Source organism: Pseudomonas sp. H3_A02, assembly GCF_054671965.1.
The window spans coordinates 5,369,846-5,396,315 of sequence record NZ_CP162807.1 but is presented as its reverse complement, the minus strand read 5'-3'; the positions used below and the strand labels follow the sequence as shown (position 1 = coordinate 5,396,315).

Annotated in this window: 27 protein-coding genes, 1 tRNA gene and 1 pseudogene; 17 read left to right on the top strand and 12 right to left on the bottom strand. The window is 59.7% G+C overall.

Translation table 11 applies throughout. The features are described from left to right. Nucleotides 1–127 precede the first annotated feature (127 nt). The 10 genes from thrS to AB4N80_RS23640 all read left to right on the top strand — a co-directional run bounded on the left by thrS (nucleotide 128) and on the right by AB4N80_RS23640 (nucleotide 8,924). Nucleotides 128–2,050, top strand: coding sequence for a threonine--tRNA ligase (gene thrS / locus AB4N80_RS23685; protein WP_014337550.1), 1,923 nt, complete (start codon nucleotides 128–130; stop codon nucleotides 2,048–2,050). Then, complete coding sequence (infC, locus tag AB4N80_RS23680) at nucleotides 2,050–2,601, top strand: translation initiation factor IF-3 (protein ID WP_169432615.1); 552 nt, start codon at nucleotides 2,050–2,052, stop codon at nucleotides 2,599–2,601. The genes thrS and infC overlap by 1 nt, the downstream gene beginning before the upstream one ends. A 60-nt stretch (nucleotides 2,602–2,661) precedes the next feature. Continuing rightward, the gene (rpmI, locus tag AB4N80_RS23675) at nucleotides 2,662–2,856 is read left to right on the top strand and encodes a 50S ribosomal protein L35 (protein WP_002553160.1); all 195 of its coding nucleotides are present in this window, start codon (nucleotides 2,662–2,664) and stop codon (nucleotides 2,854–2,856) included. Nucleotides 2,857–2,886: 30 nt separating this feature from the next. After that, nucleotides 2,887–3,243 carry a 50S ribosomal protein L20 gene (rplT, locus tag AB4N80_RS23670; protein ID WP_002553161.1) on the top strand — a complete coding sequence of 119 codons (357 nt, stop codon included), beginning with the start codon at nucleotides 2,887–2,889 and terminating at the stop codon, nucleotides 3,241–3,243. 109 nt (nucleotides 3,244–3,352) lie between these two features. Beyond that, complete coding sequence (gene pheS / locus AB4N80_RS23665; protein WP_003203624.1) at nucleotides 3,353–4,369, top strand: phenylalanine--tRNA ligase subunit alpha; 1,017 nt, start codon at nucleotides 3,353–3,355, stop codon at nucleotides 4,367–4,369. Nucleotides 4,370–4,405: 36 nt separating this feature from the next. Next, a complete protein-coding gene (gene pheT, locus AB4N80_RS23660; protein WP_122568173.1) occupies nucleotides 4,406–6,784 on the top strand; it encodes a phenylalanine--tRNA ligase subunit beta in 2,379 nt (792 codons plus the stop codon). A gap of 3 nt (nucleotides 6,785–6,787) precedes the next feature. After that, nucleotides 6,788–7,090: an integration host factor subunit alpha gene (gene ihfA / locus AB4N80_RS23655; protein WP_002553164.1), complete on the top strand. Its 303-nt coding sequence runs from the start codon at nucleotides 6,788–6,790 to the stop codon at nucleotides 7,088–7,090. Continuing rightward, the gene (locus AB4N80_RS23650) at nucleotides 7,071–7,427 is read left to right on the top strand and encodes a MerR family transcriptional regulator (protein ID WP_003179985.1); all 357 of its coding nucleotides are present in this window, start codon (nucleotides 7,071–7,073) and stop codon (nucleotides 7,425–7,427) included. The genes ihfA and AB4N80_RS23650 overlap by 20 nt, the downstream gene beginning before the upstream one ends. A gap of 89 nt (nucleotides 7,428–7,516) precedes the next feature. After that, nucleotides 7,517–7,593: transfer RNA gene (locus AB4N80_RS23645), tRNA-Pro, on the top strand. A gap of 290 nt (nucleotides 7,594–7,883) precedes the next feature. After that, the gene (locus AB4N80_RS23640) at nucleotides 7,884–8,924 is read left to right on the top strand and encodes a zinc-dependent alcohol dehydrogenase family protein (RefSeq protein WP_460079088.1); all 1,041 of its coding nucleotides are present in this window, start codon (nucleotides 7,884–7,886) and stop codon (nucleotides 8,922–8,924) included. Here AB4N80_RS23640 and AB4N80_RS23635 read toward each other — a convergent pair. Next, on the bottom strand, nucleotides 8,921–10,942 hold the full coding sequence (locus tag AB4N80_RS23635) for a DKNYY domain-containing protein (RefSeq protein WP_460079085.1): 2,022 nt from the start codon (nucleotides 10,940–10,942) through the stop codon (nucleotides 8,921–8,923). The genes AB4N80_RS23640 and AB4N80_RS23635 overlap by 4 nt on opposite strands. Before the next feature lie 125 nt (nucleotides 10,943–11,067). Between AB4N80_RS23635 and AB4N80_RS23630 the strand changes: the two genes are divergently transcribed. Next, nucleotides 11,068–11,340 (top strand): ribbon-helix-helix domain-containing protein, encoded by a 273-nt coding sequence (locus AB4N80_RS23630; RefSeq protein WP_122568411.1) that lies wholly within the window; start codon nucleotides 11,068–11,070, stop codon nucleotides 11,338–11,340. Between the two features lie 134 nt (nucleotides 11,341–11,474). On the opposite strand, the gene AB4N80_RS23625 is transcribed toward AB4N80_RS23630, so the two are convergent. The 3 genes from AB4N80_RS23625 to AB4N80_RS23615 form a co-directional block, all read right to left on the bottom strand. After that, a complete protein-coding gene (locus AB4N80_RS23625) occupies nucleotides 11,475–11,561 on the bottom strand; it encodes a small membrane protein YohP (RefSeq protein WP_442087941.1) in 87 nt (28 codons plus the stop codon). An 81-nt stretch (nucleotides 11,562–11,642) separates the two neighbouring features. Then, nucleotides 11,643–11,906 carry a hypothetical protein gene (locus tag AB4N80_RS23620; protein ID WP_003203536.1) on the bottom strand — a complete coding sequence of 88 codons (264 nt, stop codon included), beginning with the start codon at nucleotides 11,904–11,906 and terminating at the stop codon, nucleotides 11,643–11,645. A gap of 133 nt (nucleotides 11,907–12,039) precedes the next feature. After that, entirely contained in the window at nucleotides 12,040–12,660 is a 621-nt protein-coding gene (locus AB4N80_RS23615) for a TetR/AcrR family transcriptional regulator (protein WP_122568179.1), read from the bottom strand. Between the two features lie 162 nt (nucleotides 12,661–12,822). Between AB4N80_RS23615 and AB4N80_RS23610 the strand changes: the two genes are divergently transcribed. Next, complete coding sequence (locus tag AB4N80_RS23610; protein ID WP_122568180.1) at nucleotides 12,823–13,263, top strand: hotdog fold domain-containing protein; 441 nt, start codon at nucleotides 12,823–12,825, stop codon at nucleotides 13,261–13,263. A 70-nt stretch (nucleotides 13,264–13,333) separates the two neighbouring features. Here AB4N80_RS23610 and AB4N80_RS23605 read toward each other — a convergent pair. Further along, a pseudogene (locus tag AB4N80_RS23605) lies at nucleotides 13,334–13,533 on the bottom strand (2Fe-2S iron-sulfur cluster-binding protein); the annotation flags it as partial. A 654-nt stretch (nucleotides 13,534–14,187) separates the two neighbouring features. On the opposite strand from AB4N80_RS23605, the gene AB4N80_RS23600 reads away from it, so the two are divergent. Together AB4N80_RS23600 and AB4N80_RS23595 are read left to right on the top strand one after the other, a co-directional pair. After that, nucleotides 14,188–14,892 (top strand): TetR/AcrR family transcriptional regulator, encoded by a 705-nt coding sequence (locus AB4N80_RS23600; protein ID WP_122568181.1) that lies wholly within the window; start codon nucleotides 14,188–14,190, stop codon nucleotides 14,890–14,892. Further along, nucleotides 14,882–15,667, top strand: coding sequence for a pyrroline-5-carboxylate reductase family protein (locus AB4N80_RS23595; RefSeq protein WP_354336880.1), 786 nt, complete (start codon nucleotides 14,882–14,884; stop codon nucleotides 15,665–15,667). Before AB4N80_RS23600 ends, AB4N80_RS23595 begins: the two co-directional genes overlap by 11 nt. Before the next feature lie 98 nt (nucleotides 15,668–15,765). Here AB4N80_RS23595 and AB4N80_RS23590 read toward each other — a convergent pair whose 3' ends face one another. Then, the gene (locus tag AB4N80_RS23590; RefSeq protein WP_354336882.1) at nucleotides 15,766–16,287 is read right to left on the bottom strand and encodes a DUF4142 domain-containing protein; all 522 of its coding nucleotides are present in this window, start codon (nucleotides 16,285–16,287) and stop codon (nucleotides 15,766–15,768) included. A 216-nt stretch (nucleotides 16,288–16,503) separates the two neighbouring features. On the opposite strand from AB4N80_RS23590, the gene AB4N80_RS23585 reads away from it, so the two are divergent. Then, a complete protein-coding gene (locus AB4N80_RS23585) occupies nucleotides 16,504–16,746 on the top strand; it encodes a YdcH family protein (RefSeq protein ID WP_122568184.1) in 243 nt (80 codons plus the stop codon). 149 nt (nucleotides 16,747–16,895) lie between these two features. On the opposite strand, the gene AB4N80_RS23580 is transcribed toward AB4N80_RS23585, so the two are convergent. From AB4N80_RS23580 to AB4N80_RS23565, 4 genes are all read right to left on the bottom strand, one after another. Further along, a complete protein-coding gene (locus AB4N80_RS23580) occupies nucleotides 16,896–17,759 on the bottom strand; it encodes a LysR family transcriptional regulator (RefSeq protein ID WP_305481333.1) in 864 nt (287 codons plus the stop codon). A gap of 271 nt (nucleotides 17,760–18,030) precedes the next feature. Beyond that, a complete protein-coding gene (locus tag AB4N80_RS23575; RefSeq protein ID WP_122568186.1) occupies nucleotides 18,031–19,749 on the bottom strand; it encodes a hydrogenase maturation protein in 1,719 nt (572 codons plus the stop codon). 216 nt (nucleotides 19,750–19,965) lie between these two features. After that, nucleotides 19,966–20,283 (bottom strand): SCP2 sterol-binding domain-containing protein, encoded by a 318-nt coding sequence (locus tag AB4N80_RS23570; protein WP_122568187.1) that lies wholly within the window; start codon nucleotides 20,281–20,283, stop codon nucleotides 19,966–19,968. A 51-nt stretch (nucleotides 20,284–20,334) separates the two neighbouring features. Beyond that, nucleotides 20,335–21,045, bottom strand: coding sequence for a histidine phosphatase family protein (locus tag AB4N80_RS23565; protein ID WP_460079077.1), 711 nt, complete (start codon nucleotides 21,043–21,045; stop codon nucleotides 20,335–20,337). Between the two features lie 226 nt (nucleotides 21,046–21,271). On the opposite strand from AB4N80_RS23565, the gene sohB reads away from it, so the two are divergent. Continuing rightward, nucleotides 21,272–22,303 (top strand): protease SohB, encoded by a 1,032-nt coding sequence (sohB, locus tag AB4N80_RS23560; protein WP_122568189.1) that lies wholly within the window; start codon nucleotides 21,272–21,274, stop codon nucleotides 22,301–22,303. A 341-nt stretch (nucleotides 22,304–22,644) separates the two neighbouring features. Here sohB and AB4N80_RS23555 read toward each other — a convergent pair whose 3' ends face one another. After that, on the bottom strand, nucleotides 22,645–23,139 hold the full coding sequence (locus AB4N80_RS23555; protein ID WP_053121484.1) for a DUF934 domain-containing protein: 495 nt from the start codon (nucleotides 23,137–23,139) through the stop codon (nucleotides 22,645–22,647). Continuing rightward, a complete protein-coding gene (locus AB4N80_RS23550; protein ID WP_122568191.1) occupies nucleotides 23,123–24,781 on the bottom strand; it encodes a nitrite/sulfite reductase in 1,659 nt (552 codons plus the stop codon). Before AB4N80_RS23550 ends, AB4N80_RS23555 begins: the two co-directional genes overlap by 17 nt. A 503-nt stretch (nucleotides 24,782–25,284) precedes the next feature. On the opposite strand from AB4N80_RS23550, the gene AB4N80_RS23545 reads away from it, so the two are divergent. Then, on the top strand, nucleotides 25,285–26,424 hold the full coding sequence (locus AB4N80_RS23545; RefSeq protein ID WP_122568412.1) for an ABC transporter substrate-binding protein: 1,140 nt from the start codon (nucleotides 25,285–25,287) through the stop codon (nucleotides 26,422–26,424). Nucleotides 26,425–26,470: the final 46 nt, after the last annotated feature.

Sequence of the window (26,470 nt, the reverse complement as noted above, 5' to 3'; positions counted from 1 at the left end):
TTGGCCGCAAGGCTCCTGCCGCTGTAAGGCAGGCGTTCGTCATTGAATGGCCTGGACTGGATCTTGTACTGGCTCATCCCAACCCACGTGACCTTTGGTAGGGGTCACCACTAGGAGAGGAGGCGCCATGCCAACTATTACTCTTCCCGACGGCAGTCAACGTTCGTTCGATCATCCGGTTTCCGTAGCCGAGGTCGCCGCATCCATCGGCGCGGGCTTGGCCAAGGCCACCCTGGCCGGCAAGGTCAACGGCAAGCTGGTCGACGCCAGTGACGTCATCGACAGCGACGCCACGCTGCAAATCATCACGCCCAAGGATGAAGAGGGGCTGGAGATCATTCGCCACTCCTGCGCTCACTTGGTTGGCCACGCGGTCAAGCAGCTGTACCCGAGCGCGAAGATGGTCATCGGGCCGGTCATCGACGAAGGCTTCTATTACGACATCGCCTTCGAGCGTCCTTTCACGCCGGACGACATGGCGGCCATCGAACAGCGCATGCAGCAGTTGATCGAGAAAGATTACGACGTCATCAAGAAAGTCACCCCGCGCGCCGAAGTCATCGAAGTCTTCAAGGCCCGTGGCGAGGACTACAAACTGCGTCTGGTGGAAGACATGCCGGACGAGCAGGCCATGGGCCTGTACTACCACGAAGAATACGTCGACATGTGCCGCGGCCCGCACGTGCCGAACACGCGTTTCCTGAAGTCCTTCAAGCTGACCAAGCTGTCCGGCGCCTACTGGCGTGGCGATGCGAAGAACGAGCAGTTGCAGCGCGTCTATGGCACCGCCTGGGCGGACAAGAAGCAACTAGCGGCATATATCCAGCGTATCGAAGAAGCTGAGAAGCGCGATCACCGCAAGATCGGCAAGCGCCTAGGCCTGTTCCATACCCAGGAAGAGTCCCCGGGCATGGTGTTCTGGCACCCGAACGGCTGGACCCTGTACCAGGTGCTCGAGCAGTACATGCGCCAGGTCCAGCGTGAGAACGGCTACCTGGAGATCAAGACGCCGCAAGTGGTCGACCGCAGCCTGTGGGAGAAATCCGGGCACTGGGCCAACTACGCCGACAACATGTTCACCACCCAGTCGGAAAACCGCGACTACGCCATCAAGCCGATGAACTGCCCGTGCCACGTGCAGGTGTTCAACCAAGGCCTGAAAAGCTACCGCGAGCTGCCGATGCGCCTGGCCGAGTTCGGTGCCTGCCACCGCAACGAGCCGTCGGGTGCGCTGCACGGCATCATGCGCGTGCGTGCGTTTACCCAGGACGACGCGCACATCTTCTGCACCGAGGAGCAGATGCAGGCCGAATCCGCCGCCTTCATCAAGCTGACCATGGACGTCTACCGGGACTTCGGCTTCACCGAGGTCGAGATGAAGCTGTCCACTCGTCCGGAAAAACGCGTGGGCTCCGACGAGTTGTGGGATCGCGCCGAAGCGGCCCTGGCCGCCGCCCTCGATAGCGCGGGCCTTGCGTATGACCTGCAGCCTGGCGAGGGGGCTTTCTACGGGCCGAAGATCGAGTTCTCGCTGAAAGATTGCCTTGGTCGCGTGTGGCAGTGTGGTACCCTGCAGCTCGATTTTAACCTGCCGATCCGTCTTGGCGCCGAATACGTGTCCGAAGACAACAGCCGCAAGCACCCGGTCATGCTTCACCGCGCGATCCTCGGTTCGTTCGAGCGTTTCGTCGGGATTCTGATCGAACACTACGAGGGTGCGTTCCCCGCGTGGCTGGCGCCGACCCAGGCAGTGATCATGAATATCACTGATAAACAGGCAGATTTTGCCGCCGAAGTCGAAAAAACTCTCAACCAAAGCGGATTTCGTGCCAAGTCCGACTTGAGAAATGAAAAGATCGGCTTTAAAATCCGCGAGCATACTTTGCTCAAGGTTCCCTTTCTCTTGGTTATTGGAGATCGGGAGGTCGAGATGCAGACTGTCGCTGTGCGTACTCGTGAAGGTGCTGACCTGGGCTCGATGCCCGTCGCCGAATTCGCTGAGTTTCTCGCGCAAGCGGTTTCCCGGCGTGGTCGCCCAGATTTGGAGTAATTATTATTAAGCGTGAAATGAGACAAGATAAACGAGCTGCACCGAAAGCCCCGATCAACGAGAATATCTCGGCACGCGAGGTTCGGTTAATTGGCGCTGACGGCGAGCAGATTGGCATCGTCTCGATTGATGAAGCGCTTCGTATTGCTGAAGAAGCCAAGCTTGATCTGGTAGAAATTTCCGCAGACGCAGTCCCACCGGTTTGCCGGGTGATGGACTACGGCAAGTCGATCTTCGAGAAGAAGAAGCAGATTGCCGCGGCGAAGAAAAACCAGAAGCAGATTCAGGTAAAAGAAATCAAGTTTCGTCCAGGGACGGAGGAAGGGGATTACCAGGTAAAACTGCGCAACCTGGTACGTTTCCTGAGTGATGGGGACAGGGCCAAGGTATCCTTGCGATTCCGCGGCCGTGAGATGGCCCACCAGGAGCTGGGGATGGAACTCCTCAAGCGGGTTGAACAAGACCTGCTCGAGTACGGTTCGGTCGAACAGCATCCTAAGATGGAAGGACGCCAGCTGATCATGGTCATCGCCCCGAAAAAGAAGAAGTAATCACCAGGGCACGGCAGGCCTTGCGATTATGTTTATCAACTGAATGCGGAGTATCCGAACATGCCAAAGATGAAGACCAAAAGTGGTGCTGCTAAGCGGTTTCTGAAAACTGCTAACGGTATCAAGCACAAGCACGCTTTCAAGAGCCACATCCTGACCAAAATGTCGACCAAGCGTAAGCGTCAACTGCGCGGTAGCAGCTTGCTGCATCCGTCTGACGTGGCAAAAGTCGAGCGCATGCTGCGCCTTCGTTAATTTTTGGATCAAGAATAGAGGAAGTAACTCATGGCTCGTGTAAAGCGTGGCGTCATTGCCCGTAAGCGTCACAAGAAAATTCTGAAACTTGCTAAAGGCTACTACGGCGCGCGCTCTCGCGTATTCCGTGTTGCCAAGCAAGCGGTAATCAAGGCAGGCCAATACGCCTACCGTGACCGTCGTCAGAAAAAACGTCAGTTCCGCGCTCTGTGGATCGCTCGTATCAACGCTGGTGCTCGTGTTAACGGTCTGTCCTACAGCCGTTTCATCGCTGGCCTGAAAAAAGCGTCCATCGAGATCGACCGTAAGGTTCTGGCTGATCTGGCAGTGAACGAAAAAGCGGCGTTTGCTGCGATTGTCGAGAAAGCTAAAGCCACCTTGGCTTAAGTACCCCCGGCAGTCACCAGGGCTCACCTCTGTGGGCCCAGGTGTCAAACGTCATAAATAGGGGAAGAGCCTTAAAGCTCTTCCCCTATTTTGTATCTGGAGTCTGTACATGGAAAACCTGGACGCGCTGGTCGCTCAAGCACTAGAGGCTGTGCAAAGCGCTGAAGATATCAATGCCCTGGAGCAAATCCGGGTTCACTACCTTGGCAAGAAGGGCGAGTTGACTCAGGTGATGAAGACCCTGGGGAACCTGCCAGCCGAAGAGCGTCCGCAGGTCGGTGCGCTGATCAACGTTGCCAAGGAGCGTGTCACAGAAGTCCTCAATGCGCGCAAGGCGTTGTTCGAGGAGGCGGATCTGGCTGCCAAGCTCGCCGCCGAGTCCATCGACGTGACCCTGCCTGGCCGTGGCCAGACTTCCGGTGGCCTGCATCCGGTAACCCGGACCCTGGAACGCATCGAGCAATTTTTCACCCACATCGGCTACGGCATTGCCGAAGGCCCTGAGGTCGAAGACGACTACCACAACTTCGAGGCGCTCAACATCCCAGGCCATCACCCGGCCCGGTCGATGCACGACACCTTCTATTTCAATGCGAACATGCTGTTGCGCACCCATACCTCGCCGGTACAGGTCCGCACCATGGAATCGCAGCAGCCGCCGATCCGCATCGTCTGCCCAGGCCGTGTGTACCGCAGCGACTCCGATATCACCCACTCGCCGATGTTCCACCAGGTCGAAGGCCTGCTGGTTGATCGCGACATCAATTTCGCCGACCTGAAAGGCACTATCGAAGAGTTCCTGCGGGTGTTCTTCGAAAAAGAACTGGCCGTGCGTTTCCGTCCTTCGTACTTCCCATTCACCGAGCCGTCGGCTGAAGTCGACATGGAATGCGTGATGTGCAGCGGCAAAGGCTGCCGCGTCTGCAAGCAGACTGGCTGGCTGGAAGTCATGGGCTGCGGCATGGTTCACCCGAACGTGCTGCGCATGTCCGGGATCGATCCGGAAGAATTCTCGGGCTTTGCTTTCGGCATGGGCGTCGAGCGCCTGGCCATGCTGCGTTACGGTGTGAATGACTTGCGCCTGTTCTTCGACAACGACTTGCGATTCCTTGCGCAATTTCGCTAGGTCGCTAGTCCGTAACGAATCTATTAGGAGAGCAGGATGAAATTCAGTGAACAATGGCTGCGCGGCTGGGTAAGCCCGCAGGTAAGTCGGGACGAGCTGGTTGCTCGCCTGTCGATGGCCGGCCTTGAGGTCGATAGCGTAACGCCGGCCGCCGGTGATTTCAGTGGCGTGGTGGTGGGTGAGGTGCTGGGCACCGAGCAGCACCCGGACGCTGACAAACTGCGGGTTTGTCAGGTCAGCAATGGTGCGGAAACCTTCCAAGTCGTCTGCGGCGCGCCCAACGTGCGCCCGGGCCTGAAGATTCCGTTCGCCATGATCGGTGCTGAACTGCCGGGCGACTTCAAGATCAAGAAAGCCAAGCTGCGTGGCGTCGAGTCCAACGGCATGCTGTGTTCACAGGCCGAGCTGCAGGTTGGCGAAGGCAACGATGGCTTGATGGAGCTTCCAGCTGATGCGCCGGTGGGCCAAGACATCCGTGAATACCTGGGCCTGGACGATGCAAGCATTGAGGTCGACCTGACGCCGAACCGCGGCGACTGCCTGTCCCTGGCCGGCCTGGCCCGTGAAGTCGGCGCGTTGTATGCCGCCCCCGTGACGCGTCCAGTGGTCGCGACCGTGCCGGCCGTGCATGACGAAGTGCGTTCGATTGAAGTCCTGGCGCCGGCGGCGTGCCCGCGTTACCTGGGCCGTGTGATCCGTAACGTCGATCTGTCCAAGCCGACGCCGCTGTGGATGGTGGAGCGCCTGCGTCGCGCCGACGTGCGCAGCATCGACGCAGCCGTGGACATCACCAACTATGTGATGCTGGAGCTGGGTCAACCGCTGCATGCGTTCGATCTCGCCGAGATCAACGGCGGCATCCGCGTACGCATGGCCGAAGAGGGTGAGAAGCTGGTGCTGCTCGACGGCCAGGAAGTGACCCTGCGCAGCGACACCCTGGTAATTGCCGACCACGCCCGCGCCTTGGCGATTGCCGGCGTAATGGGCGGCGAGCACAGTGGCGTATCCGCCACGACCCGCGATGTATTCCTGGAAAGCGCGTTCTTCGACCAGATCGCCGTCGCTGGCAAGGCGCGTTCCTATGGCTTGCACACCGACGCCTCGCACCGCTACGAGCGTGGTGTGGATTGGCAGCTGGCCCGTGAAGCCATGGAGCGCGCCACTGGCCTGCTGCTGGAAATCACTGGCGGTGAAGCCGGCCCGATCATCGAGACCGTCAGCGAACAGCACCTGCCCAAGATTGCACCGGTCACCCTGCGTGCCCAGCGCATCACTCAGATGCTGGGCATGGAAATGGCCCCGGCCGAAGTCGAACGCCTGCTCAGTGCTTTGGGCCTGAACATCAACGCCGACGGGGCAGGGCAGTGGCGCGTCGAAGTGCCAAGCCATCGCTTCGATATCAGCCTGGAAGTCGACCTGATCGAAGAACTGGCCCGCCTGTACGGCTACAATCGCCTACCGGTTCGCTACCCGCAAGCGCGCCTGGCCCCACAGGCCAAGGCTGAAGCCCGTAGCGACCTGCCTGAACTGCGCCGCCTGCTGGTGGCCCGTGGGTATCAGGAAGCGATCACCTACAGCTTCATCGATCCACGCCAGTTCGAGCTGTTCAATCCGGGCGTCGAGCCGCTGTTGCTGGCCAACCCGATTTCCAATGACATGGCCGCCATGCGCTCGTCCCTGTGGCCGGGCCTGGTCAAGTCGCTCCAGCACAACCTGAACCGCCAGCAGGATCGCGTGCGTCTGTTCGAAAGCGGCCTGCGTTTTGTCGGTCAGTTGGAAGGCTTGAAGCAAGAGCCGATGCTGGCCGGTGTCGTCTGTGGCAGTCGCCTGCCGGAAGGCTGGGCGCAAGGTCGCGATGTCGTCGATTTCTTCGACGTCAAGGCTGACGTCGAAGCGGTGCTGGGCTTCGCCGGCGCACTCGACGCGTTCACGTTCGTACCGGGCAAGCATCCTGCGTTGCACCCGGGGCAGACCGCACGCATTGAGCGGGACGGGCGCGAAGTCGGCTATGTGGGCGCTATTCACCCTGAACTGGCGAAAACCCTCGGCCTTGATCGTCCGGTATTCGTCTTCGAGCTGGTCTTGGCCGAAGTGGCCCAGGGGAAAATGCCGAAATTCCAGGAGTTATCGCGCTTTCCTGAAGTGCGGCGTGACCTGGCGTTGCTGGCCGATCGCGACGTTGCTTCCAGCGCTGTGCTGGACGTAATCCGTGAAAATGCAGGCGAATGGCTCACGGACCTCAGGCTATTTGACGTGTATCAGGGTAAAGGCATTGATCCGCATAGAAAAAGCCTTGCAGTCGGCTTGACCTGGCAGCATCCATCGCGCACTCTTAATGACGATGAGGTGAATACCGCAACGCAGAACATCCTCACCTCGCTCGAAAACAGGTTGAACGCCACGTTAAGGAAGTGACGTATGGGGGCTCTGACGAAAGCTGAGATGGCGGAACGTCTGTATGAGGAGCTGGGCCTGAATAAACGGGAGGCCAAAGAATTGGTCGAACTGTTTTTCGAAGAAATCAGGCACGCTCTGGAAGACAACGAACAGGTCAAATTGTCCGGTTTCGGCAATTTCGACCTTCGGGACAAACGCCAGCGGCCTGGCCGCAATCCGAAAACGGGAGAAGAAATCCCGATCACGGCTCGCCGTGTGGTCACCTTTCGTCCAGGGCAGAAGTTGAAGGCCCGAGTTGAGGCTTATGCTGGAACCAAGTCATAACGACGAACTACCCGTCATCCCGGGCAAACGCTACTTCACCATTGGTGAAGTCAGCGAGCTGTGTGCGGTAAAACCGCACGTGCTGCGCTATTGGGAGCAGGAGTTTCCTCAACTCAACCCGGTCAAGCGCCGCGGAAACCGCCGGTATTATCAGCGACAAGACGTACTGATGATCCGACAGATCCGCGCGCTGCTGTACGACCAGGGGTTCACCATCGGCGGCGCGCGCTTGCGCCTCTCCGGTGATGAGGCCAAGGACGATACAACCCAGTACAAACAGATGATCCGCCAGATGATCGCCGAGCTCGAAGATGTGCTGGTGGTGCTCAAGAAATAAATTTCTGCTTTTAAATCTTCCAGTTTTCAAAAGCTTGCGATATATTCCTGAGCGTTCCGTTGAGAAGCGGAACAAGATTCACGCCTAGTCGGGGCGTAGCGCAGTCCGGTAGCGCACTAGCATGGGGTGCTAGGGGTCGAGTGTTCGAATCACTCCGTCCCGACCATATTTTGAAAGGGGATCAAGCCATTCACTGGCTTGGTCCCCTTTTTCGTTTCAGGCTGCGCAAAATCTGCAAAGGCCTCCAAAGCCAGGTTAGCAACCTGGACCCACCCTTTTCATGGGTGGTCGATACCGTATTCTTCCCCTTCGAATATCAGTACAGCTGCAACCTCTAAGCGCCAGCGATTCTTACGTGCCGGGGGATTTGTGGTTACTGTTGGCGTTGCTTCGTGGCCAGGTCGGTCCGCGAACCAGTATCCAGACAGAGCGCTTTTCTAAAGTAGAGGGATCCTCATGAAAGCCGTAGTTTACGAAGCCTTTTCTCAACCCCCTCGTTTAATGACGGTCGAGGACCCGACCTCCGAGCATCACGGTGTGGTGGTTCAAGTCCTTGGCACGGGCGTATGCCGAAGCGACTGGCATGGCTGGAAAGGTCACGATCCTGACATTCGGCTGCCCCATGTGCCCGGTCACGAACTGGCGGGAATCGTGGCGCAGGTGGGGCGGGATGTCACCCGATGGAAGGTGGGTGATCGCATTACCGTGCCTTTTGTCGGTGGCTGTGGCGCGTGTCCGGAATGCAATAGCGGCAACCAGCAGGTGTGCCACAGCCAGTTTCAGCCGGGTTTCACCCATTGGGGTTCTTTCGCCGAGTATGTGGGGATTCACAAGGCGGATTTGAACCTGGTTGCGCTGCCGGAAAACATGGACTTCGCCACGGCGGCGAGCCTGGGTTGTCGCTTCGTCACGTCGTTTCGTGCGGTTGTCGATCAAGGCAAGGTCACGGCGGGCCAGTGGGTGGCGGTTCATGGCTGTGGTGGTGTGGGGTTGTCCGCGGTGATGATTGCTCATGCTATCGGGGCGAATGTTATTGCCATCGATATCTGCGACGATAAGCTCAAGCTTGCCCAGTCGCTCGGTGCCGTCGCGATGGTCAACGCAAGCCGTGTGGCGGATGTCACCGAGGCGGTGCTTGAGATCACGAAGGGCGGCGCTCACGTCTCCCTGGATGCCCTGGGTCATCCAGCAACCTGCTTCAACTCCATCAATAATCTGAGACGTCGTGGCAGGCATGTCCAGGTCGGTTTGATGCTGGCCGACCACAGCACGCCGGCAATCCCAATGAGCAAGGTCATTGCCTACGAGCTGGAGATCTGTGGCAGCCATGGCATGCAGGCTCACCGTTACGGCGCGATGATGGAAATGATCGCGTCCGGCAAGTTGGCGCCTGAAAAACTGGTGGGCAAGACCATCAGCCTTGAGCAATCGGTTGATGCGCTCATGAACATGGATCGGTTTGACACGGCAGGGGTTACGGTCGTGACCCAGTTCTAGACGCTTGCCGCCGACTGGCCGAGAGATTCCTGATAATGCGCTTCATCAACTTCGGTCAGGGTCGCATAACCGTCGTAGTGGTAGATTCGGTGCCTGTCTCGGGCATAGCGGTCCGTCAGGAATTCGAAGCTGGCCAGGTCGATACGCTTGGCGCTCAACGGGCGTCGGTGGCAGAACAATTTGCGCGTGCCCAGTTGCAGGAAATCGGGATGGGGCACGCGGACTTCATCGGGGTCGAACGCCACATCCAACGGTTTGCCTTCCGAGAGGATCAGGGTAGGGCTGACGGCATAGGTACCAAGAATGCTGGTCTCAGAGGGGTGTAGCCGTTTTTTCGCCTCGCCGTAGTAATACAGCGCATCCCGATCCTTGGCCCAACCATGCCCACAGGACTCGAAAGTGGCCGCGTGGGCCTTACGAATCGGTTCGGGGGGATGATAGAAAACCCGGTGGCAGAACACGGTTTTGCCGTCTGTCAGGTAGGGCGACCCGAGTGAGCGGAAGTGCTCCGCGGGTTCTTGGGAAAACCGTTCGGGCACTTCCGTTTGCGCGTTATGAAACGGGATCAGATACAAGCCCTGGGCATCGCCGCACAGGTGCGTGTCGAGCAATTTGAAACTCGCTGCGTCCAGCCCGTTGATCACGCGTCCATGGAAATACACTTGGTCGCCCAGTTCAAAACCGAGACCGATGGCCCGTAACGGCAGCGTTTCCGTGTGCGTTTGCGCGGCCTCAGTCGTTGTCTGCAAACGGTGCCACCAATAACCTTCCAACTGCGGATGGGCTTCGAAGTAAGGAGCCCACGCCTTTTGCATGGCCGCATCGATGATGCCGCCAGAGCCCAGTGGGCCGTGCTTGTCACCTGCCAGCACAGGGGAGTAATCCTGGTCATTGCGACAAAGCTGGGTCACGACGAAGCTTTCCGCGTCGACATCGAGGCGTTTCTGGCGCCTGTAGACGTGCTGGTGATCACGGTAATAGTCGAAACCCAAGTGGCGAAAACTCGGGCCATGGGCGTCACGCAAGCGGGTCCCGGCGGCGTAGACGAAACTGTCGTCCACGGCAAAATAGTCATCCTCGTATTCAGCGGCGCTGACCACGCGGCCGTACTCATCGAACGCCGGCTGCCTGCACTTGAGCAGGTGGAAATCGCCAACGTAGCGGATGGTCTTGCCAGTCAGGTAATAGGCGCGTTGCTTGTCCTTGGCGTAGCGTTCGTTAAGCACGGTGAAGGTCGCCAAGTCGGCATTGTCGATGCGGTAGAAGTATTCATAGGAAATGCTCGAACCTTGCTGTGCTTGCACGATGATCGACTGCCCATCGGTGCCCCAGCGATGGGCGAGCATCTGGAAGTCGTCCGGATTTGCGACCGGCAGCGGCGTGCCGTCCTTCTGGTGCAGGGGCTTGAAGCCCTTGTAGATCTGATCGTCGATCACTCGATAGGACGGATGGTTGCAATACCGCACCCGCGCCGTGGCGCTGGCGATAAATTGCCCCTGCAAAAAGATATTGACCCCGTCGCTGAACAGGGCGGACGCTGAAGTTACCGAGGCGGGGGACGATGTCAGCAGGGTCAGGCTGTCGGGGCGTGCCTCGGGAATTTGGCTGATCGCGTACTCGCCGAACCAATAGGCGCCGGTTGCGTCACGCCAGTACTGGTGGCCGAGGTTTTCCAGGCCTTTGTCGAACCGAAACGGCAGGGCCTGAAGCGCGTGGTAGCCATGGCGCTCCCGGTAGGCCGGAAGCAGGTAGTAATCACGCAGGGCGTCGCGCAGGACCCAAGGGTTTCGTCGATGCCGCCACACCGGCTGACCGGCCAGCAAGGGCGAGGACGGATAATGCCCAGCGCTGGCAGCTTGGGCTAACTCGTCGGGTCGTGCGCCTTCAGGGTTGAGCATGATGTACACATCAGGCACTTGCCCGTCGCCCAGCAGCCGACCTTCCATGAACGCGAAGCCTTGATGCCATTCAAGCTGCAGCGGTTCCCAGTCAGCAAGAGCCGTGTCTCTGTCTGTCATGTCGATGCGACCGGAGCGTTTGATGGTTGGCCAAGGACTACAAGTTTTGCCGCGAACTCGACACCTGGCGAGGCAGGCTCGAGGGTGTTAGGTTCGACAAATGTTTGTCAAAAGCAGTCGAAGCCATGACTACCCCGAACATCACCCTGCCGGACGTTCTCAGATCCTTCATAGACGATCAGGTTAGGCAGCGAGGCTACAGTACCCGTAGTGAATATGTACGGGAACTGATTCGCAAGGATCAGAATCGGCAGCACCAGCGTGGCTTGGTATTGGACGGGGCCGAGTCGGCTCCCACTGTTCCAGTGAATGGCGACTACTTTGAATCCCTACGGGCCAAAGTAAGGGTGAGGATGAGGTCCGCGAACTTACAGAGCCAAACCCCGTTAAGCCTGTAGCAGCCGTGTAGGAGCTGACGAGTGCAACGAGGCTGCGATCTTTCCCTAGCCACTTGAGTCCCAAGCGAAAGATCAAAAAATCGCAGGCTTCGCCACCTCCTACAGAGCCGAGCCAAAGACCGCCGCTGCCACGTTCAAAAAATGAACTTGAACAGCGCAATCACCACGATCAGGCCAATCAGGAAAATGATACCTACGGTGCCGCCAAGGAATTTCAACATAATCACGCTCTCATCGGATGGGCTTAATCGTCTAGACCGCCACCGATAACGCTCGTTTCGTTGAATATTCATTCGTGGTGATCAATGAACCGCAAAGGACCTTGGCACTGGCACATGCTCGAATTTTGAAATGGTCTTGATCCAGTAGCGGCGATAGTCCGTCTGGTCCGGTGCCAATGGTTTGTGGCTGGACCATGGATGTTTTTCCTTCAGGCTGGCGCGGTACGCCTCCCATTCTTTCTGCTCGGCCACTTCCCGGGCCTTGCTCCGGTCATCGAACCAGCCCAGCACGTAAGCTTCGCCCTGATCCGTGCCGTGCGCTATCAGCAAATAAATCTCTGTCATAACTGACCTACCGTTCCGTCCTGCGCCCCAGTGGCGGGGTCTTATCCTGGGTATCGGCCGTGTTTGGCTGTTTTTGAGATTTATTGATAAGTGGCGAGTATGGCGGGATCGGGAAAAACGCAGGACGAATGGCTCACTCGCCGGCGCCAACGGCGCGCCAGGCGGCCTCGGCCAATTGCTGCCGGTAGGCTTCAGGGTTGCGTTTGACGCGGGCAGAGAGCCAGGCACGGCAGTAGCTCTCCGCAGAACCGATGATCAGTGACGGGATCAGCTCAAAAGGCAGGTCCTGCAAATCCTGCTGGTGGGCCGGGTCGCTGAACCATTTCTTGAGTGCGGCGTTCCTGGCCAGATTCGCCTCGGCGAGCCGTTCGTTGAAGCTGCTGCGCGCCACTGCAAAGCGCGCCTGGTACTGGAATCGTGCCCAGTCGGGTTGGCTGACCACCCAATCCACGTAGCTAAACACCAGGGCATGCACCCATTCGCGGGTCGACGTGACAGCGCCAAGGTAGCTGTCCCTGAGCCGCGCCTGATCATCCAGGGCTGTCATGTATAACGCCGCGACCAAGCCTTCCTTGTTCTCGAAATGGTGATAAATGGCCCCCACGCTCATCTGGCTTTCGGCACGGATGATGTCGATGGTGGTTGCTTCTATGCCCTGTTGGTTGAACAGCGCCAGGGCACATCGGAGGATGTGCCGCTTGGACTCGGCACGACGCCCTGGGTAGCAGCGCTCGAGGAGATCGACAGGTTCCATTTTTCGGCCCAGTCAAAAAGGGGCCATGGTAATTGAAACGCAGACTCGACACGAGCGATTGACAGGGTGGATATATACAGAATAATGTTCTGTAACAGAGTGGTATTCTGTAAAAGAGTAATATTCTGTTCATGACTTCAGCCACCTGACCCGAGATACCCCATGAGCCAGACTCTCAGCATGTACCAAAGCGTTGGTCCGTCCGCCTTCAGCAATATGGCCTGCCAGATGGCACCGTACTTCGGCACCATCAACCCGGAAATTTCGGTGTTGGCGCCCGGGCGCGGTGAAGTGAGGGTGCCGTTTCGCAAGGAAATCACCAATCACCTGGCGTCCGTTCACGCGATCGCGCTGTGCAACGCGGCAGAACTGGCGGGCGGCATGATGACCGAGGTGTCCATCCCCAGTGGTGCCCGCTGGATCCCTAAGGGCATGACCGTCGAATACCTGGCCAAGGCCAAGACATCTATCCACGCCATTGCCGACGGTAGCGACATCGATTGGCAGACCTCGGGGGACAAGGTTGTCCCGGTCGAGATCTTCGACGAGGGTGGTGTGAAGGTCTTCACGGCGCGCATCACCATGAACGTGAAAGTCGGCTAGGTCGCCCGGTCCATCAAGCGTCGACCGTTTCCCCAGCCACTGACGGAAGCGGCTGACGCTTGAAGCAAGGCTAAAGATCGAGAACCAAATCAGAAGTGGGCTTGCTGCAGCACAGCAAGCGCAGGCCTTTGTCGATTTCCCGTTGCCTGATGCCGCCGTTGTGGTTCATCTCCACCGTACCCTGGAGCAGGACGGTCTTGCAGGTGCCACAAACACCCTGGCTGCAGGAGGAGGGCGGGCTTTCTTGGTGGCAGACAGCGCGGTCTGATTGGTGCACAAACACGATGTCGAGATTGCCGACCATGTCGCGGGCGGCCCGGGTCATCGACATCATGGGCGTTACGCCGGAACCGGCCGGCAGGTACAACAACTGCAACCACCCGGGCACGGGATTGGATGGCTGACCCAATCGCACGGCAGGCTTGAAGTGCTGTTATCGCTTGGCGATGCATTACCTGGCGGGGCTAGGTTCTGTCCTGGCTCGAGCATCGATGGCCTCGCTTCAAATGGTTGATATCCGTGGGCCAAGGGTTCAAGCGGCACAGAGCGCCTGCACGATGAACTCGCGTTGGCCGTTATCTGGATTTGGGCAGTGGATGACAGATGAGCGGTATGACAAAGGCAGTCGTTCCGGCATTCTTTGGCCGGATGGCGAAGTTCTTTCGGCGGTGTTCAGCAAAAAAATCATAATGGCGGCTCGTTGTTGTTTTAGAGTCCTTGCCTCTTGGAGATACAACCAAGCGCGCCTCACGGAGATGTTGTTTCATGCCTGCGTCCGGCTTGTTCGACTGGAACGGTGGTCGGGGCTCCATACTGCTGGTCTTTAAGCGCTGAGGACTGTCGGGTCAATGAAATGTACTCATGTGTACATTAAGAGATCATCAGGGTACATTTCTATCACGTATTTGAAGACGGAGGCGCACGATGCCGCAGGTAGGGAAGGCCCGTAGTAAGGCCCAGGACGCGGGCTGGCGAGGCTCGCCGGAGGGTTGGCTGGAAGCCGCCTACGAGGCCCTGAAGGAGTCGGGCATCGATGCGGTCCGGGTCATGCCACTGGCCAAGCGCCTGGGTTTGTCACGCACCAGCTTCTACTGGTTTTTCGAGGACCGCGAGCAACTGCTGGCTGCGTTGCTGTCGCGTTGGCGGGAGACCAACACGGGGGGGTTGATACGGCAAAGTGAAAGCTATGCCGAGAGCATTTCCGAGGCGATCCTGAATGTGTTCGAGTGCTGGCTCAACCCGCAGCTGTTCGACTCGCAGTTCGAGTTCGCCGTGCGCAGTTGGGCGCTTCAGTCCGCTGAAGTGGCCCAAGAGGTGGCGGTGGTGGACGAGCAGCGCATGAACGCCCTGGCGAACATGTTCAAGCGCTTTGGCTACGACAACCAGGGGGCTGATACACGGGCCCGAACGATCTACCTGACGCAGATCGGCTACATCACCATGAACACGACTGAGTTGATCACCGTGCGCTTCCAGCGCATCCCGCATTACGTGAGCATCTTCACCGGCAAAGTCCCCAAGCAGCGTGAGCTGGATCGTTTCTACGGGAAGTTCGGCTATGCCGAAAAAGAATCCGGGGTCTTTGTGCCCTTGACCGACACGTTCGAAAGCAACGGCGATGATCACTGAGACCGTGGGGATCATTGGCGGCACTGGCTGGTTGGGCGGTGCGATTGCCAAGGCGGTCCTGGCGAAGGGACTGGTGCCGGCGGGAAACCTGATCATTTCCAATCGCTCGGGCAACCATCCGTTGGCTCAACAAGGTGCTTGCCTGGTCACGGACAATCAGGACCTGGTGGATCGCAGCGACGTGGTAATCCTCGCGGTTCGCCCCGAGCATTTCGCCAGCCTGGGCATCGATGCGACGGGTAAAACGGTGATCTCCCTGATGGCCGGGATCACGGCGCAGGCGATTGCTGCGCAGACCTCGGCTTCAGCGGTCGTGCGGGCGATGCCCAACGCGGCGGTGGAAATCGAGCAGTCCTTTACCCCTTGGTATGGCTTTGGCGCGATAGCGCCGACGACGAAAAGCCTCGTGCAGCAGGTGTTCGAATGTGTGGGCACTGCGGCTGAGGTCGAGAAAGAAGATTTCATTGATTACCTCTCTGCGCTTTCGGGCACTGGCCCGGCCTTTCCGGCCCTGTTGATGACGGCGCTGGCTAATCAGGCGATGCAGGCCGGCATACCCGGCGACATCGCAGAGCTGGCGGCGAAAAGTGTCGTGGTCAACAGCAGCCAGTTGCTGGCGAGCCGTGACGCCCAGCAGATGATCGATGCCTTGGTGGCCTACCGGGGTGTCACGGCCGCTGCCTTGCAGGTGATGAGCCTGGGGGATTTCGAAGGGCAGGTTGGCAGGGCGTTGCAGGCGGGCGCTGCGGTTGCGCGCAAGGGGCTTGAGGCCTGATAAAAGTGTGGGGTACGAAAACGGCGCCTTCCACTCTTGGGAGAAGCGCCGTTTTTTCTTGAGCGAGCCCTATGGCCGCTCAAGGGGCGGGCTAGCCCTTACTTGCTTGGATGGGCCGCCTGAAGTTTCTTGGCTTCCTCCAGGTGGTGTTGCAGGGCCGGCAGCATTTTCTGGGCGAACGCCTTGAGTTCGGTGTTGCCAGCTTTCTTGTCGTCGGTAACGGTGTTGGCTTCTTTCTTGAACAGCTCGATGGTTTCTTCGTGGGCCTTGACCTGGTTATTGGCGTAGGCCGCATCAAAGGACTCATCGCGCACCTCGAGAATCTTCTCCTTGGCTTTATTCATCAGCGAGGTGTCGTCGGGTACTTCGATGTCATGTTTTTTCGCCAGCGCCTTCAGTTCTTCGTTGGCCTTGGTGTGGTCGGTGATCATCGTGTTGGCGAACGTCTTGATGTCCGCCGATTGGCTTTTTTCCAAGGCCAGTTTGCTGTTTTCGATTTCCGCAATGCCACCGACCGCCGCGTCGTCGACGAAGTCGTTGGACGTCGCGGCCCAGGCCATGCCCATGCTGGTGCTCAGGGCCACTGCCAGGCCGAGTTGACGCAGGATAAATGTGTTCATAGGTAAGTCTCCATACAGGTGAACGAGCGATTCTTGTCGTCTCTGATCAATGGAGGGTTGTGCCCGGGCAAAGGTTTGATCGCCAAGCGATGCGGTACGACGAACGGTCACCGCTGGTCGGATTGGCGGTCGACAGAACCCCGTCAACGAGGCCATCCTGATAATCGACGGGCGTTGAAAGGACGCCTGCCACCGATCCATCAAAGGAGGTGTTCCATGCCGGTGTCCCACGATTTGTGCCAGGATCTCAACTACACCAAAGATCAAATTCAGCAAAAACGCAGCGAGAATCCAAGGCTCGACTCGTTACTTCAAAAATATTCTCAACTGGATGCCGAGGTGGTCGACGCCGAGAAGCCGTCCTCCGCCGCGCTGCCCGCCGAGGTTCTGGAGGCGCTCAAGAAGAAGCGATTGCTGATCAAGGACGAGATCGTGTCTCACATGCAGAGCGAGCGATAGAACCCGATCCTTCGTTTCGCGAAGGGCTGTTGTGGCCATAGCTTGCTCCCGCTGGGTTGCGTAGCTGCCCCTGGGTTTTGCGAGCGCTGCGCACTCGGACGGGGGCAAGCTCTGGCCACAACGGTTCCCATGCCTTGTCGCCCAACCTGTCAGGTCAATGGATCCCAGCGCTGCGACCAGTCGCTGCCGGTCTTGGCGATCTCTCGCAGCACTTCGAAGGCCTGCTGCAATGCCGCTGAATCCCGATCGCGGGAGTAGACCAGGTAGGTCGGGTAATTGAATTCCGGTGCCTTGGGCACCCGCTCCAGGATGCCGCTGTCCAGGTAGCTCTGCACGACCCGCGTGCGGAAGTAACCGCTGCCGCCGTTTTCCAGAATGTATTGCAGGGCCAGGGGGCCGAGGTTGAAGGTCACGGCGGCCTTGGCCTTGTCTGGCAGCGCGGTGTCGTGTTGGCGCCGGAAGTCCGCGCTCCAGTCGATGTACACGTAGGGCTCGGGACGGGCGGCCAGGCGCACCAGGATGAGTTTTTCTTCCAGCAGCTGTTCCACCTGCAGGCGCGGCCAGTATTCAGGCTGATAGACCACCGCCGCATCCAGCAGGCCCAGTTCCAACTGCTGCAGCAGTTTCTCGCCGTCGCGGATGTCCATGCGCAGGGCGTGACCGGGGATCTTCTGGCGCAGTTCTCCGGCCCAGGCGAGCATCAAGGGGTTGCACAGGCTGACCTCGCCTCCCAGATGCAGGACGTTGCGATAGCCTTCGGGCAGTGGCAAGTCCCGGCGGGCGGCTTCCCAGGTTTGCACCAACTGGTTGGCGTAAACCACAAAGGCCTCGCCGTCGGCGGTCAAGCGCGCGCCGGCACGGTTGCGCACGAACAGCGCACAGCCGAGCTGGCTTTCGAGCTTCTGGACCCGGGCGGTGATCGCTGTCTGGGTCACGTGCAGCTTTTCGGCCGCTGCGGCGAGGCTGCCGTGGCGGACGATTTCCAGGAAGGTGCGGGCGAGGTCGATGTCCATGTTCAGGCCGATGCGGGGGAAGCGGGCATTGTAAGAGCTGCCAAGCCTTCCCCGATACCGTAGTACCGTTCACAAGGCTTTTTCGATTCATTGTGGCGAGGGGATTTATCCCCGCTGGGCTGCGCAGTGGCCCCAAAACCAGGCAGCGCGATGTGCCAGGGAGATTGAGTTCACTGCTTTAGGCCTGCTGCGCAGCCCAACGGGGATAAATCCCCTCGCCACAGGGGGCATCGTTGTTCTTGAGTGAACAGTATTATCTCGATACCGGCTGTTAATCGACGGCTTGGGGCTGTTTTGTCCGCGCCCAGGGCGCGACCAGGCGCTCGGGCGTACCGCAGGCCTTGTGCTTGAAGACGAAACGACGGCACTTGTCGGCGAAGCCGTGACGATTGTCCACCATGTCGCGGCGCATCTGCGCGAGTTCGTCATCGCGACACGCCTGGATCGCCGACAGGCTTCGTTCGGCCTTGCGCACCCGGATGCTTTCATAGGTCGGATCAAGCAGCGCGCGGTTGGCTCGTTGCAATAACCACAAGCCAAACTCGTCGGGGCAACGCGGACCGATCTCCTGGATCATGCCGTAGCGCAACGCCTGTAGCGTGCTGATGGGCAGGCAGTCCTGGGTGAGTTTCCAGGCCATGTCCGGACCGACCGCACGGGGCAAGCTGTAGGTCCAGTATTCAGAGCCGTACAGGCCCATGGTCGCGTAATGAGGATTGAGCACGATGTCACGGCGCGCCAGCACGATATCGGCGGCCAGGGCCAGCATCACACCACCGGCCCCGGCGCTTCCCGTCAGGCCGCTGACCACCAGTTGCCGGGCGCTGAACAACTCCAGGCAAACGTCGTCGATGGCTTGTATGTTGGCCCAGGCTTCCAGGCCGGGTTCGGCGGCGGCCTGGATTACGTTCAAGTGCACGCCGTTGGAAAAGCTGCCGCGCCCGCCTCGAACCAACAGCACCTGAGTGTCCCGGGACTTGGCCCAGCGCAATGCCGCCACCAGGCGCTGGCATTGCTCAGTGCTCATCGCGCCGTTATAGAACTCAAACGTCAGCTCTCCGACATGGCCACATTCCCGGTAGCGAATGGGTTGATAGGGCTCGTCGCTGAACGGCTCACGGGCCAGGGAGCTGTCGAGCACCGGGATGCCTTCGAGGCGGCTCGACAGTACATGGCGCGCCGGGCGCTTGAAGGTCTGTTCGCCGAGCTGCGGCTTGCGACGCAGGGCACCGATCCACAGGCTGGCATCCCCCGTCGCCACCAGCACCGCATCGTCACGTACGGCCAACAGCTCGCCGGGCAGGCCGTGGCGAACGTCCGGGTGGGCGTCGTACAGGTAAAACTGTTCGCCGGCCAGGCTGGCGAGCACACCGGGTTGACCGTCCGCGGCGTCGATGCTGCGCTTGATGAAACCGGTGCTGTCGTGCCAGCTGAAGCTGCGATCGTCCTGGGTCATGTTCGGTTGCAGGCGTCCGATCACGTCATGGCGGCCATAGTCCAACGGTACCGGGACGAAACCGCCAAGGTATTTTTCCGCGACCTCGCGGATGCAACGAATGGCCGCGTCGCTGACCGGGCCGTTATACAGCTCCGATTTGCGCAGGCCTTTGGGCAAGTCGAATTCGCAGGTGGCCCACACGGGCCCGGCGTCCATTTCCTCCACCGCCTGCAAAGCGGTGACGCCCCAGCGCTCGGGTTGCCGGGTGATCGCCCAGTCCAGGGCACTGGCACCGCGGTCGCCGACAATCCCCGGATGAATGATCATCACCGGCCGCCGTGGGTTGCGCCACAACTGCTCGGGTACGCGGTCCTTGAGAAACGGACAGATCACCAGGTCGGCGCCGCTTTCTTCGATTTGTCGGCAGACCGAGGCCGGATCGGTGAACAGCACCACGCTGGGGCGATAACCGGCCTCGCGCAGGTCCAGCCAGGCGCGTTGGGTCAGGCCGTTGAATGCGCTGGACAGCAGAATGATCTTCAGTGGGGGCATGAGTCTCTCTTCCTTGAGATGAGCGGGCGCAGGCTCCCGATGAGCCGTCCCTGGCCTTGATGGAAGCGCTACGTTAGCGGTTGGAGGGTGAGCGGGAACTGACAGGGATCAAGGTTGTGTACGGGGCGAAATCAAGGAAGGGCAAAAACACGAATCCCGCCACGGGGGCGGGATTCGTTTGCAATCAAAGGGCTCGCGAGGAAGGCGAACTCAATCTCAGGCTGGGAACAGCTCGGACAGTTTCATCGACAGCATCATGTCGCCTTCAACGCGCAGCTTGCCGCCCATGAATGCCTGCATACCATCGGTATCGCCGCTGACGATGCCCTTGAGGGTTTCGCTGTCCATGATCAGCGTGCAGTTGGCATCGACATTCTCGCCTTCCTGCAGTTCGCAGGTGCCGTCCTTGACGATCAGGGCGTACTGCTTGTCCTCGTCGGTGATGTTGAAACCGAATACCAGGTCCAGGCCGGCAGCGGCGGCTGGGTTGAACTTGGCTTTCATGGCTTGTACGGCGTCGGCTACGGAGGTCATGGTTTCGATCCTTATTTGGGTGGTACAGCAAGGGTCTACAGTAATCCGGACTCAGCGAAAGGTGATGAGGTCCGGGGCCTTCAGCAGTTGCAGGTGGGCATGGCTGTTGAAGGAAGCCAGGGCCACCTCGCGGCCCCTGAATTTCAGGTGGTTGAGCGAGGTGTTGACGATTTGCCAGTTCAGTTCGAAGGCCTGTCGGGCCGGTATCTGGGTGATCAGGTGGAGCAGGGCGGTGATGGTGCCGCCGGAGGTGAATACGGCGATCTTGTGGGTGTTGTCGGCTTGCTCCAGGATGCGCTGCAGGCCCGCCTGGACCCGCTCGACGAACCCCAGCCAGCTTTCGAGACCGGGTGGGTCATACCGGCCGCTGAGCCAACGCTCGACGATCAGCACGAAGATGCGCTGGAATTCGGCGCGGTTCTGCGCGGCGTTGCGCAGGATATGCAGCGCCTCGGGCTCCTGAGGGAGCATGTCCGGCAGCAGGGCGCGAATGACCGCGTCGGCATCGAACTCGTTGAACGCCGGGTCGATTTCCAGCTCGGGGACCGGCATGCCGGCGGCGGACATCTGGCCCAGCGCACCGACGGCGGTATCCTGTTGGCGCCGCAGGTCACCCGAGAGGCAGCGGTCGAATACGACACCGAGCTCGGCCAGATGGCCGCCGAGCACTTGCGCCTGACGTACGCCATTGGGCGAGAGGACATCGTAGTCGTCCGCACCAAAGGAGGCCTGGCCATGTCGAATCAGATAGATACTGCCCACGTCCGCGTCATCCCGGTACGTTGAAGGTTTGGCGAGGTTATGGGGATGGCGGTGAGCTGTCAATGAAAAAACATACGCTTGTTTGAAATGTCCGTTGCAGCCTTGTCTTGCCTCGCTCGCGTCAAGGTAACCATAGGTTTCTTGGCTGGTCGCGGCGCAGGCGCATGGGTATGCTGGGACCGTTACGCGCCTGCGTTCAGTGGCGCATTGCATTTAAGGAGTTGCTGTGGAGTTTTTCATCGAGTACGCCGGTTTCCTGGCCAAGACCGTGACGCTGGTGATCGCCATCCTGGTGGTGCTGGCCAGTTTTGCTGCGCTGCGCAGCAAGGGGCGGCGCAAGTCGTCCGGCCAGTTGCAGGTGAGCAAACTCAACGATTTCTACAAGGGGCTGCGCGAGCGCCTGGAGCAGACGCTGCTGGACAAGGATCAGCTCAAGGCCCTGCGCAAGGCCGAAGGCAAGGCTGAAAAGGCCGGGAAAAAAAGCAAGGACAAGCCGGCGGCCAAGCCACGGGTGTTCGTGTTGGACTTCGACGGTGACATCAAGGCCTCGGCCACCGAGAGCCTGCGTCATGAAATCACCGCGCTGCTGACCCTGGCAACGCCCAAGGATGAAGTGGTGCTGCGCCTGGAAAGCGGCGGCGGAATGGTCCACAGCTACGGCCTGGCCTCGTCGCAACTGGCGCGAATCCGTCAGGCCGGCGTGCCGCTGACCGTCTGCATCGACAAGGTCGCGGCCAGCGGCGGCTACATGATGGCGTGCATCGGCGAGAAGATCATCAGCGCGCCCTTTGCGATCCTGGGCTCCATCGGCGTCGTCGCGCAATTGCCCAACGTCAACCGTCTGCTGAAGAAACATGACATCGATTTCGAAGTGTTGACGGCCGGCGAATACAAACGCACGTTGACGGTGTTCGGCGAAAACACCGAGAAGGGCCGGGAGAAATTCCAGGAAGACCTGGACATCACCCATGAGCTGTTCAAGAACTTCGTGTCCAACTATCGCCCGCAACTGGCCATCGATGAAGTGGCGACAGGTGAAGTCTGGCTGGGGGTCGCGGCGCTGGGCAAACATCTGGTGGACGAGCTGAAAACCAGCGATGAGTACCTGGCCGAACGGGCCAAGGGCGCCGAGCTGTACCACCTGCACTACGCCGAACGCAAAAGCCTGCAGGAACGCATTGGCATGGCGGCCAGCGGTTCGGTGGACCGCGTGCTGCTCAGCTGGTGGAGCCGCCTGACCCAGCAGCGGTTCTGGTAATTCAGGAGCGGGTTCACCGCTAACCCCTGTGGGAGCGAGCTTGCTCGCGATAGCGGCGGTACATCCAACAGAGATGCAAGCTGACCCACCGCCATCGCGAGCAAGCTCGCTCCCACAGTGGGTCTGAGGTGGGCTGAAGCGCCGGGCTCACCGCTATCTCTTTGTGGGAGCGAGCTTGCTCGCGATAGCGGCGGCACATCCAACAGAGATGCATGCAAGCTGACCCACCGCCATCGCGAGCAGGCTCGCTCCCACAGGGGGGGCGGTGGTAGATCAAGACACCGAAAACAAAAAAGCCCTGAACCGGCACACCCGGATCAGGGCTTTTTCATGGGGCTGTTTCAGCGACGACGGAACAGTGGCAGCGGCTCGTCAGTGGCAGCCTGGTAGGTCACCGAGAAGTCCTTGAGGCTTTCGAGGGCTTCGTAAGGGTCTTTGTCGGCGCGCAAGGCAAAGGCGTCGAAACCGCAACGGCGCATGTAGAACAACTGGTCACGCAGCACGTCGCCAATCGCCCGCAGTTCACCCTTGAAGCCATAGCGGTCACGCAGCAGGCGGGCGTTGGAGTAGCTACGTCCGTCGGTGAAGGCCGGGAAGTTCAGGGCGATGACCTGCAACTGATTGGCGTCGTCGCCGATTTCCTCGGCTTCCTCGTCGGCGTCCAGCCAGACACCCAGGCCGCCGTCGCGGGCCTTGAGGGCGTGGGCATGATCGCGCCACAGGGCCAAGGGCACGATCAGGTCGTCACAGTTGGAGATGCCATCGAAGGTCGCGTCCTTGGGCAGCAGGTGCCAGGTTTCGTCGATGACCTCGTTGTTCTTAATGATTCGCTGCATAGACGCGTTCCTTGAAGAGGTCGATGCCAATACGTTGGTAAGTGTCGATGAAGCGCTCGTCTTCGGTACGTTGCTCGATGTACACGTCGATCAGCTTCTCGATCACGTCAGGCATGTCATCCTGAGCAAACGACGGGCCGAGGATCTTGCCCAGGCTGGCGTCGCGGCTACCGCTGCCGCCCAGGGAGACCTGGTAGAACTCTTCGCCTTTCTTGTCCACGCCCAGGATGCCGATGTGGCCGACGTGGTGGTGACCACAGGCGTTCATGCAGCCGGAAATGTTCAGGTCCAGCTCGCCGATGTCAAACAGGTAGTCCAGGTCGTCGAAACGACGCTGGATCGATTCGGCGATAGGGATCGACTTGGCGTTGGCCAGCGAGCAGAAGTCGCCGCCGGGGCAGCAGATCATGTCGGTAAGCAGGCCGATGTTCGGGGTGGCGAAGCCTTGCTCGCGCAGCTCGCCCCACAAGGTGAACAACTGACTCTGTTCAACGTCCGCCAGGATGATGTTCTGCTCGTGGGAGGTGCGCAGTTGGCCGAAGCTGTAGCGCTCGGCCAGGTCGGCCACGGCGTCCAGTTGCTTGTCGGTGATGTCGCCCGGCGCGACGCCGGTCGGCTTCAGGGACAGGGTCACCGCGACATAACCCGGCTTCTTGTGGGCCAGGGTGTTACGGGTGCGCCAGCGGGCGAAGCCTGGGTGTTCCTTGTCGAGGGCCGCCAGCTCTGCGTCCTGGTTGCCCAGCGCTTTGTACTGCGGGTCGACGAAATGTTTGGCGACGCGATGCACTTCGGCCTCGGTCAGGGTGGTCTGGCCGCCACGCAGGTGAGCCATCTCGGCTTCGACCTTCTCGGCGAACACCTCAGGGGTCAGGGCCTTGACCAGGATCTTGATCCGCGCCTTGTACTTGTTGTCGCGCCGGCCGTAGCGGTTGTACACCCGCAGGATCGCATCGAGGTAGCTCAGCAGGTCCTGCCACGGCAGGAACTCGTTGATGAACGCGCCGACCACCGGGGTACGCCCCAGGCCGCCGCCCACCAATACACGGAAGCCCAGCTCGCCGGCCGCGTTGTAGACCGTCTCCAGGCCGATGTCATGGACTTCGATGGCCGCACGGTCCGAGGTCGAGCCGTTGATGGCGATCTTGAACTTGCGCGGCAGGTAGGCGAATTCCGGGTGGAACGTCGTCCACTGGCGAACGATTTCGCACCATGGCCGCGGGTCGATCAACTCGTCGGCCGCGACACCGGCGAACTGGTCGGTGGTGACGTTGCGCAGGCAGTTGCCGCTGGTCTGGATCGCGTGCATCTGCACGGTGGCCAGCTCGGCCAGGATCTGGGGCACATCTTCCAGGGCCGGCCAGTTGTACTGGACGTTCTGCCGGGTACTGATGTGGGCATAGCCCTTGTCATAGTCACGGGCAATTTGCGCCAGCTTGCGCACCTGGCGCGAAGTCAACTGGCCGTAAGGCACAGCCACGCGCAGCATCGGGGCGAAGCGCTGGATATACAGGCCATTCTGCAAGCGCAGAGGGCGGAATTCTTCTTCGCTCAGCTCGCCTGCCAGATAGCGTCGGGTCTGATCACGGAACTGCTTGACGCGGTCCTCGATGATTCGCTGATCGTACTCGTCATATACGTACATATAAGTCTCGGTCTCAGGCTTGGGCCGATCAGAAACAGCTGCATGTTGGCTCGCTGGAATCGGGTTCTGCCTCGGCAATTCTGCGCGCACGGCCGCGCACTCCTAGGGGAGCCGGTGCAAGATACCTGTTTTGAGTTATGCGCAAAAGTGATGTTTGAGTATATGTAAAGAACCAAATCGACTAATGAGATTGATTATTGCCTAACCCACATTTGTCGTACGGGCAATCATCGTCTTAACTGTGGTCGAGTCCCTATGCAATCACCTACAAAACCGACAAGAGGCGATGCAATGAGCAATCCGACCAAAGCAAGGAAAAGCGACAGTACTGTTGATGCCTGGGCCATTTTGTTCCTGATTATCCTGGTGGTGGGCACCGCAGTATTCTGGGTCAGTCATCAATAAGTGCGAGCCGTTGCAGGCCACATGAAGGTCTCGTGTTCATGTGCCCGTTCGCCACCCGGGTCGTTATACTGGGTGGCGTATTATTCGGGGCGGGCGGGATGTCGAAGTTTATCTGCAGGCTATTTGGGCTGTTATGCCTGTCATTCTGGGCTCAAGCCCAGACCGCCAATGCGGTGTCCGCTTCGGCCGAGGTTTTGGCCGCCGGGTCGGTTGCCCCTTCAGTCGTGTTCCTTAACCCGGGGCACTCCACCGAGCCCTTCTGGGTCAACTACACCGAATTCATGCAAGCGGCGGCAAGCGGACTGGGTTTGCGGCTGCGCGTGGAATATGCCGAGCGCGATCCCCAGGCGATGATTCGCCAGGCACGCGAAGCCGTCACGGCGAAAGACCGTCCAGACTATCTGGTATTGGTCAACGAACAGTATGTCGCCCCGCGAATCTTGCAGTTGGCGCAGGGCAGTGGGGTCAAGCTGTTCCTGGTGAACAACACCTTGACCAGTGACCAGAGTCGCCTGCTGGCAGAGAGCGGTAACCCGCCTCCCGAGCTGCTAGGCAGCCTGGTGCCCAACGACGAACGCAGTGGTTACCTGATGCTCAAGGAACTCTTGCGCCAATACGGGCCGCTGGCGCCTGGGCAGACGCTCGACTTGCTGGCCTTTTCCGGGAGGAAATTCACCCCTTCGGCGCAACTGCGCGAGAAAGGCCTGCTCCGGGCGTTGGCCGAGCACCCGCAAGTGCATCTGCGTCAATTGGTCTATGGCGAGTGGAGTCGCGAACGGGCTCATGATCAGGCGAGCCAGTTGGTCAAGCGCTATCCGCGGACCGAGCTGGTCTGGTCGGCCAACGATGAAATGGCCCTGGGTGTCATGCAGGCGTTCGAGGAGGCAGGTCGCCAGCCAGGCAAGGATGTGTTGTTCAGCGCGATGAACAGCTCCAGGGCGGCCCTCCAGGCACGTATCGACGGGCGCTTGAGCGTTCTGTTCACCGGCCATTTCAGCTTGGGTGGCTTTGCCATGGTGCTGCTCCATGATCACGCCCGAGGCGTCGACCTCGCACGCCATGGCGGCTACAACCAGCAGGTCGACCTGATGCAATCCCTCGATCCGGCCCGCGCCCGCATTTGGTTGAACATGAATCCCGCAAAGGACTACCGCCTGGACTTCAAGCGCTTCAGCCTGGTGTCCCACCCGGATGGCGAGCGCTATGCCTTTTCGCTCGATGCGCTGGGGCGTCGCTAGTACGGCGGCTCAGTACGGGAGGGGAGACGGGCAATGTGACTGTTTC

Bases quoted from the DNA above. Each gene is read 5' to 3' on its own strand.
- thrS (WP_014337550.1), top strand. From the start codon at position 128: ATGCCAACTATTACTCTTCCCGACGGCAGTCAACGTTCGTTCGATCAT.
- rpmI (WP_002553160.1), top strand. From the start codon at position 2,662: ATGCCAAAGATGAAGACCAAAAGTGGTGCTGCTAAGCGGTTTCTGAAA.
- rplT (WP_002553161.1), top strand. From the start codon at position 2,887: ATGGCTCGTGTAAAGCGTGGCGTCATTGCCCGTAAGCGTCACAAGAAA.
- pheS (WP_003203624.1), top strand. From the start codon at position 3,353: ATGGAAAACCTGGACGCGCTGGTCGCTCAAGCACTAGAGGCTGTGCAA.
- pheT (WP_122568173.1), top strand. From the start codon at position 4,406: ATGAAATTCAGTGAACAATGGCTGCGCGGCTGGGTAAGCCCGCAGGTA.
- ihfA (WP_002553164.1), top strand. From the start codon at position 6,788: ATGGGGGCTCTGACGAAAGCTGAGATGGCGGAACGTCTGTATGAGGAG.
- AB4N80_RS23650 (WP_003179985.1), top strand. From the start codon at position 7,071: ATGCTGGAACCAAGTCATAACGACGAACTACCCGTCATCCCGGGCAAA.
- AB4N80_RS23640 (WP_460079088.1), top strand. From the start codon at position 7,884: ATGAAAGCCGTAGTTTACGAAGCCTTTTCTCAACCCCCTCGTTTAATG.
- AB4N80_RS23635 (WP_460079085.1), bottom strand. From the start codon at position 10,942: ATGACAGACAGAGACACGGCTCTTGCTGACTGGGAACCGCTGCAGCTT.
- AB4N80_RS23630 (WP_122568411.1), top strand. From the start codon at position 11,068: ATGACTACCCCGAACATCACCCTGCCGGACGTTCTCAGATCCTTCATA.
- AB4N80_RS23625 (WP_442087941.1), bottom strand. From the start codon at position 11,561: ATGTTGAAATTCCTTGGCGGCACCGTAGGTATCATTTTCCTGATTGGC.
- AB4N80_RS23620 (WP_003203536.1), bottom strand. From the start codon at position 11,906: ATGACAGAGATTTATTTGCTGATAGCGCACGGCACGGATCAGGGCGAA.
- AB4N80_RS23615 (WP_122568179.1), bottom strand. From the start codon at position 12,660: ATGGAACCTGTCGATCTCCTCGAGCGCTGCTACCCAGGGCGTCGTGCC.
- AB4N80_RS23610 (WP_122568180.1), top strand. From the start codon at position 12,823: ATGAGCCAGACTCTCAGCATGTACCAAAGCGTTGGTCCGTCCGCCTTC.
- AB4N80_RS23600 (WP_122568181.1), top strand. From the start codon at position 14,188: ATGCCGCAGGTAGGGAAGGCCCGTAGTAAGGCCCAGGACGCGGGCTGG.
- AB4N80_RS23595 (WP_354336880.1), top strand. From the start codon at position 14,882: ATGATCACTGAGACCGTGGGGATCATTGGCGGCACTGGCTGGTTGGGC.
- AB4N80_RS23590 (WP_354336882.1), bottom strand. From the start codon at position 16,287: ATGAACACATTTATCCTGCGTCAACTCGGCCTGGCAGTGGCCCTGAGC.
- AB4N80_RS23585 (WP_122568184.1), top strand. From the start codon at position 16,504: ATGCCGGTGTCCCACGATTTGTGCCAGGATCTCAACTACACCAAAGAT.
- AB4N80_RS23580 (WP_305481333.1), bottom strand. From the start codon at position 17,759: ATGGACATCGACCTCGCCCGCACCTTCCTGGAAATCGTCCGCCACGGC.
- AB4N80_RS23575 (WP_122568186.1), bottom strand. From the start codon at position 19,749: ATGCCCCCACTGAAGATCATTCTGCTGTCCAGCGCATTCAACGGCCTG.
- AB4N80_RS23570 (WP_122568187.1), bottom strand. From the start codon at position 20,283: ATGACCTCCGTAGCCGACGCCGTACAAGCCATGAAAGCCAAGTTCAAC.
- AB4N80_RS23555 (WP_053121484.1), bottom strand. From the start codon at position 23,139: ATGCAGCGAATCATTAAGAACAACGAGGTCATCGACGAAACCTGGCAC.
- AB4N80_RS23550 (WP_122568191.1), bottom strand. From the start codon at position 24,781: ATGTACGTATATGACGAGTACGATCAGCGAATCATCGAGGACCGCGTC.
- AB4N80_RS23545 (WP_122568412.1), top strand. From the start codon at position 25,285: ATGTCGAAGTTTATCTGCAGGCTATTTGGGCTGTTATGCCTGTCATTC.